The sequence below is a fragment of the Clostridium sp. AF34-10BH genome, assembly GCF_003478095.1.
In the GTDB taxonomy this organism is placed as follows: domain Bacteria; phylum Bacillota; class Clostridia; order Lachnospirales; family Lachnospiraceae; genus Acetatifactor; species Acetatifactor acetigignens.
In genome coordinates this window covers 1-6,131 of record NZ_QUEC01000060.1, presented here as the reverse complement: position 1 = coordinate 6,131, position 6,131 = coordinate 1, and the positions used below count along the sequence as shown (strand labels likewise).

At 47.6% G+C, this 6,131-nt stretch carries 4 protein-coding genes; 2 read left to right on the top strand and 2 right to left on the bottom strand.

What is annotated here, in order from left to right:
* Positions 1-104 precede the first annotated feature (104 nt).
* Both uxaC and DWZ61_RS19250 read right to left on the bottom strand, forming a co-directional pair.
* Positions 105-1,517 (bottom strand): glucuronate isomerase, encoded by a 1,413-nt coding sequence (gene uxaC / locus DWZ61_RS19255; RefSeq protein ID WP_118540104.1) that lies wholly within the window; start codon positions 1,515-1,517, stop codon positions 105-107.
* A gap of 130 nt (positions 1,518-1,647) precedes the next feature.
* The gene (locus tag DWZ61_RS19250; protein ID WP_117467475.1) at positions 1,648-2,655 is read right to left on the bottom strand and encodes a LacI family DNA-binding transcriptional regulator; all 1,008 of its coding nucleotides are present in this window, start codon (positions 2,653-2,655) and stop codon (positions 1,648-1,650) included.
* Positions 2,656-3,068: 413 nt separating this feature from the next.
* Here DWZ61_RS19250 and DWZ61_RS19240 point away from each other — a divergent pair, with 413 nt between their 5' ends.
* Together DWZ61_RS19240 and DWZ61_RS19235 are read left to right on the top strand one after the other, a co-directional pair.
* Positions 3,069-4,529: a tagaturonate reductase gene (locus tag DWZ61_RS19240; protein ID WP_118505705.1), complete on the top strand. Its 1,461-nt coding sequence runs from the start codon at positions 3,069-3,071 to the stop codon at positions 4,527-4,529.
* Complete coding sequence (locus DWZ61_RS19235) at positions 4,514-6,007, top strand: altronate dehydratase family protein (RefSeq protein ID WP_117467471.1); 1,494 nt, start codon at positions 4,514-4,516, stop codon at positions 6,005-6,007. The genes DWZ61_RS19240 and DWZ61_RS19235 overlap by 16 nt, the downstream gene beginning before the upstream one ends.
* The last annotated feature ends 124 nt before the right edge of the window (positions 6,008-6,131 follow it).

The window sequence follows — 6,131 nt, the reverse complement described above, 5'->3', positions numbered from 1 at the left end:
GCCAAGGGCTACGGGGATTTGATAGCATTTCTTTACTAACTTTCCATTTACATAAAAACCCCCGGCCAAATAACCAGCCGGGGGATTGCACTATTCTTATAATTTTATGCCAGAGGGAACTTGAAATATCTCTTAGCGTTGTTGTAGGAGATATCGGTTACGATCTCGGACAGAGTATCGTAATCTGCAGGGAATTCACCACTCTCTACCCAGTTACCGATCAGGTTGCACAGGATACGACGGAAGTACTCGTGTCTGGTATAGGACAGGAAGCTTCTGGAATCGGTCAGCATTCCAACGAATCCGGACAGGTTGCCCAGGTTAGCCAGGGAGATCATCTGATCCTGCATACCGGTCTTGTGATCGTTGAACCACCAAGCGGAACCCTGCTGGATCTTGGCAACAGCGGTGGAATCCTGGAAGCATCCGAGGATGGTACCGATGGCCTGGTTGTCGTTGGGATTCAGGCTGTAGATGACAGTTCTGGGCAGCTCGTCGGTTACGATCAGAGCGTTCAGGAAGTCAGCCATCTGTGCGGAAGGAGCGTAGTTGTTGATGCAGTCGTAACCGGTATCGGGACCCAGCTTCTCGAACATCAGAGTATTGTTGTCACGCTTACAACCGTAATGCAACTGCATAGCCCAGTCAAGCTTGTGATATTCCTTGCCTACGAACAGCATGAAAGCGGTCTTGAACTTCAGTTCCTCTTCCTTGGTCAGAACCATCTTGTTCAGTCTCTTTAAGAAGATCTCTTCCAGCTCATCGTCGGAAGCGGGATAGTACATTACATACTCCAGAGCATGGTCAGATACGTTACAACCCATGGATGCGAAGAAAGCCATACGGTTCTTCAGAGCTTCCTTTAAGCTTGCGAAGGAGTTGATCTCGGTCATGCCTGCAGCAGCAGCCAGCTTCTCCAGATAATCCAGATAATCGGGCTTCTCGATGTTCATAGCTTTGTCAGGTCTCCATGCGGGCAGAACCTTTACATCGAAAGTATCATCTGCAGCCAGCTTCTTGTGCCACTCCAGAGAATCAATAGGATCATCGGTGGTGCAGATCAGGGTAACATTGCTCTGCTTGATCAGATTACGAACGCTCATGGAAGGCTGCTGCAGTTTTTCATTGCACAGGTTCCATACTTCATCAGCGGTATTCTTGTTCAGAACGCCGGTGTAACCGAAGTATCTCTGCAGTTCAAGATGGCTCCAGTGGAACAGGGGGTTGCCGATAGCCTTGCCCAGGCACTCAGCCCATTTGCAGAACTTCTCGTAATCGGAAGCGTCACCGGTGATGTACTTTTCGTCCACACCGCAGGAACGCATGAAACGCCACTTGTAGTGATCGCCGCCCAACCATACCTGAGTGATGTTGTCGAACTGACGATCCTCAGCAATCTCCTTGGGATTGATATGGCAATGGTAGTCCAGAATCGGTGTTTTTTCTGCGTAGTCGTGGAACAGCTTTTTGGCGGTCTCGGTCTCTAACAGAAAGTCCTTGTCCATAAATGCTTTCATTTTAAAAATCCTCCATGTTCATATGAGTCAGATCCGGTAGGGATCCGGCGACTATAGTGATAAATATAGAAAAGGGGTGATTTGCAGCTCCCCCGTGCTGTCATAAACAAATGCCTATATGTGCCGCAAGCTACTTTGTGGTACCGCGTTTTACCAGTTCACCGGAGAATACAGTCTTCTTCGGCATCTCGCTTCCGCCCAGAACGCCCATCAGCGTTGTGATCAGATGCTGGCAGAGTGTTTCCAGTTTATTGTCGATACTGGTCAGCTCCGGATCGCAGCAGTTCACCAGCATGGAATTATTATAACCGATGATAGCCAGATCCTCCGGAATCCGCAGCTTCATTTCACGGGCGTATTTCAGAGCACCCAGTGCCAGAGAATCGTCAGCAGCAATGACACCGTGGAAGGTGATTCCCTTTGCATGCAGCTTCAGCAGCTGGTCTGCCATAGCGGGAATATCTTCATGAGATCCCTGATAGAGCTGCAGGAAGCTTCCGTTGGTCAGAAGTCCTTTTTCCTCCATGGCGGCACGGTAACCGGCCAGCTTTTTCTTACCACTGTAAGAAGTGGAGTTGTAGAAGTACAGGATGTCTTCCACTCCGGAACGGATCATTTCCATGGTGGCATCATATATGGAAGTAAAATCATCCGATACGATGCTGTAAACATTGGGAGCGTCCATGGCTGCATTCAACAGCATCACAGGCACCTGTCCGGCAGCGCCGAGGATGTATTTGTTGTCATCTTCCTTCTCGTAGATAAAATTGGAACCTACTAATATAATGCCGTCCACTTTTTTCGTGATCAGAAGGTTCATGGAACTTGCTTTGGTATCCAGATCATAACCGGTACAGCACAGGATGCTGTCGTAACCGTTGGCCCGAAGCTTCTGCTCAATATAGTAGATCGCTTTGGCAAGGTACGGATCCGAACTGTCGGCACACATGATACCGATGGTCTTCATGGTGTTGAGACCTAATCCCCTGGCGAATGCGTTGGGAGTGTACTCGTACTGGTTGATCACATCCAGCACTTTTTTCTTGGTTTTCTCGCTTACATTGTTGCTTCCGTTGAGTACGCGGGAAACAGTAGCAATAGAGACACCGGCCTTTTCAGAAATATCGTAAATTGTCATCTGTGGCTTCCTCTCTGCTTCTATGTAACAGTGTGTAAAAAGATATGTAAGAAAAATGTAAGTAGTTACATAAAAAAGCTATATCTGAATTATAACGAAAGACTTCTCTTTTTTCAAGATACTTTTTCAACTTCTCATATGTCAAAAATTTATCAAAGCGAAATATTGCTGATAAAAGCGGTAGTTTCACGAAAATAAAACTTTCTTTTTTTGGTGATTGACGAAACCATTTTTTTGAAGTAAAATGAATCATGAAAGTACTTACATAAACTTCCTACAATTCAGACCAAAGACAATGCCCCGGGCGGCGTAACAGATTCGTTCGTAAGGCGTGCCGGGGAAAGTAAGTGCAGGTAATAGAGTGCCGTAAGACGGTGCAGATAGGATACGCTAAGCGTAGAATGGAGGACAAAATGGATATCTTAAACAAGGCAAAGACCGGTAAAAAGGAAAGACCTATCAAGGTGGTACAGTTCGGCGAGGGTAATTTCTTACGTGGATTCGTAGATTACATGATCGACATCGCTAACGAGCAGGGCAAGTTCGATGGAGACATCGTTCTGATCAAACCCATCGAGTTCGGTAACCTGGATATGTTCCACAAGCAGGACTGCCAGTATACTGTATCCCTTCGCGGTAATGTGAACGGTGAAGCCAAGATTATTAATAGAATCGTAACCAGTGTTGCAGATGCTGTAGACACTTATAATGAATATGACAAGTACATGGGACTTGCCGAGATCGATACCTTACGTTTCGTAGTATCCAACACCACCGAGGCAGGTATCGTATATGATGATACCGATAAGTTTGAATTAGAGCCTCCCAAGACTTTCCCCGGCAAGCTGACCAAGTTCTTATATCACAGATTCGAGACCTTCAAGGGTGATATGAGCAAGGGTCTGGTAATGCTTCCCGTAGAGCTGATCGATGACAACGGTATTATGCTGAAGAAGTGTGTAATGCAGCTGATCGAGCTGTGGGGACTGGGCGATGAGTTCAAGAAGTGGGTAGATGAGGCATGTGTATTCACCTCTACTCTGGTAGACCGTATCATTACCGGTTATCCCCGTGCTACCGAGAAGGAAGAATGGGAGAAGCTGGGTTACGAAGACCACATCATGGTAACCGGTGAGCCGTTTGCTCTGTGGGTTATCGAATCCGCTAAGGACATCAGCAAGGAATTCCCTCTTCCCGATGCAGGACTTCCTGTTATCTTCACTGACAATCAGAAGCCTTATAAGCAGAGAAAGGTTCGTATCCTGAACGGTGCGCATACCTCTTTCGTACTGGCTTCTTACCTGTGCGGCAACGACATCGTAAGACAGTCCATGCATGATGACGATATCCGTAACTTCATGCTGAAGACCATTTATGACGAAGTAATCCCTACCCTGTCTCTGCCTGAGGAGGAACTGAAGCAGTTTGCAGGTGAGGTTGTAAACCGTTTCGACAATCCTTATGTAGATCATGCACTGCTTGCTATCTCCCTGAACTCCGTATCCAAGTGGAGAGCAAGATGTATGCCCAGCCTGTTAGGCTATGTTGAGAAGACCGGTAAGCTTCCCGCTCATCTGACCTTCTCCATTGCAGCACTGATGGCATTCTACCATGGCACCGAGATCCGCGATAAGGCTCTGATCGGTCATAGAGACGGTCAGGAATACAACATCATGGATGACAAAGCAGTTCTGGAGTTCTTCGCAGCAAATTGTGAGAAGGACACCAAGACTTTCGTAACTTCCTTCCTTGGTAATGAAGACTTCTTCGGCCAGGATCTGAACAAGGTTCCCGGACTGACCGATGCAGTTGTAGCATACCTGGATGATATTAAGGCAAATGGCATGAGGGCAGCATTATGCAAGATTTCTTAAAAATTAATGACAATGATAATGTAGTCGTAGCATTAAATACGATTCCTGCCGGTGAGAAGATCACAGTCTCTGTAGGTGACGGTCAGAAGACCGTTACCGCCAGAGAGGAGATCCCAGCAGGACATAAGATGGCTATTTTTGATATTCCCGAAGGCGGCGAGGTCATCAAATACGGTTACCGTATCGGTAATGCCAAGGAGAACATCACAGAGGGCAGCTGGATCCATACTCATAATGTAAAGACCGCTCTGGGCGATCTGCTGGAGTACACCTACAACCCCACTCCGGTAGAGGAGAAGAAGACGGAAGATGTGACTTTTATGGGCTTCAACCGTCCGGACGGCAAAGTAGGTGTTCGTAACGAGATCTGGGTCATCCCCACCGTTGGCTGTGTCAACAACGTGGCAACCGCTATTGCAAAACAGGCCAATGCATTCGTTAAGGGTAGTGTGGAAGAGGTTATCGCATTCCCTCATCCCTATGGTTGTTCCCAGATGGGTGATGACCAGGAGCATACCCGTAAGATTCTTGCAGACCTGATCAATCATCCCAATGCAGGTGGTGTTCTGGTACTGGGACTGGGCTGTGAGAACAGCAACATTGATGTATTAAAGCCTTACATTGGCGATTATGATGAGAACCGTGTGAAATTCCTGGTATGTCAGGAGCACGAGGATGAAATCGCAGATTCCGTAGAGGTGATCAAGGGCCTGATTGATTATGCTTCCAAGTTCGAGAGAGAGCCCATCAGCGTAAGCAAGCTGGTCATCGGTATGAAGTGCGGCGGCAGTGACGGACTGTCCGGTATTACCGCCAACCCTCTGGTAGGACGTTTCTCCGATCTGCTGATCTCCAAGGGTGGCACCACCATCCTGACCGAGGTTCCCGAGATGTTCGGTGCAGAGACCATTCTGATGAACCGTTGTGCCAACGAGGAACTGTTCCACCAGACCGTAGATCTGATCAATGACTTCAAGAATTATTTCAAGAGTCACAATCAGACTATTTACGAGAATCCTTCTCCGGGCAACAAAAAGGGAGGTATCTCCACTCTGGAGGACAAGTCTCTGGGATGTACCCAGAAGTCCGGAAGTGCCCTGGTCAAGGGTGTATTGCAGTATGGTGATACGGTGAAGACTCCGGGACTGAACCTTTTGTCCGCACCGGGCAATGATCTGGTAGCAGCTACCGCACTGGCAGCCGCAGGAGCACATATCGTACTGTTTACCACAGGACGTGGAACTCCTTTCGCATCTCCGGTTCCTACCATGAAGATCGCGACCAACTCCCGCCTGGCAGGCAAAAAGTCCAACTGGATCGATTTCAATGCCGGCGTACTGGTAGAGGATAAGACCATGGAAGAGGAGACCAAGGCTTTGTTTGATCTGGTAGTGGAGACTGCTTCCGGCAGGCAGGTATGCAGCGAGGCAGCAGGCTTCCATGATATGGCTATTTTCAAGCAGGGTGTAACTCTGTAAAAGATCATACACAAAACGGCGTTCTTTTGTTACAATAAACGGGCAGGAGAACGCCTTTGTTATATAGGAGGAAGAGTGAAAAATAAAGTAGATTTTTGGGCGCACTTATATAAGGGTTCATAAA

Coding starts and splice junctions, on each gene's coding strand:
- uxaC (WP_118540104.1), bottom strand. CDS start 1,517: ATGAAAGCATTTATGGACAAGGACTTTCTGTTAGAGACCGAGACCGCC.
- DWZ61_RS19240 (WP_118505705.1), top strand. CDS start 3,069: ATGGATATCTTAAACAAGGCAAAGACCGGTAAAAAGGAAAGACCTATC.
- DWZ61_RS19235 (WP_117467471.1), top strand. CDS start 4,514: ATGCAAGATTTCTTAAAAATTAATGACAATGATAATGTAGTCGTAGCA.
- DWZ61_RS19250 (WP_117467475.1), bottom strand. CDS start 2,655: ATGACAATTTACGATATTTCTGAAAAGGCCGGTGTCTCTATTGCTACT.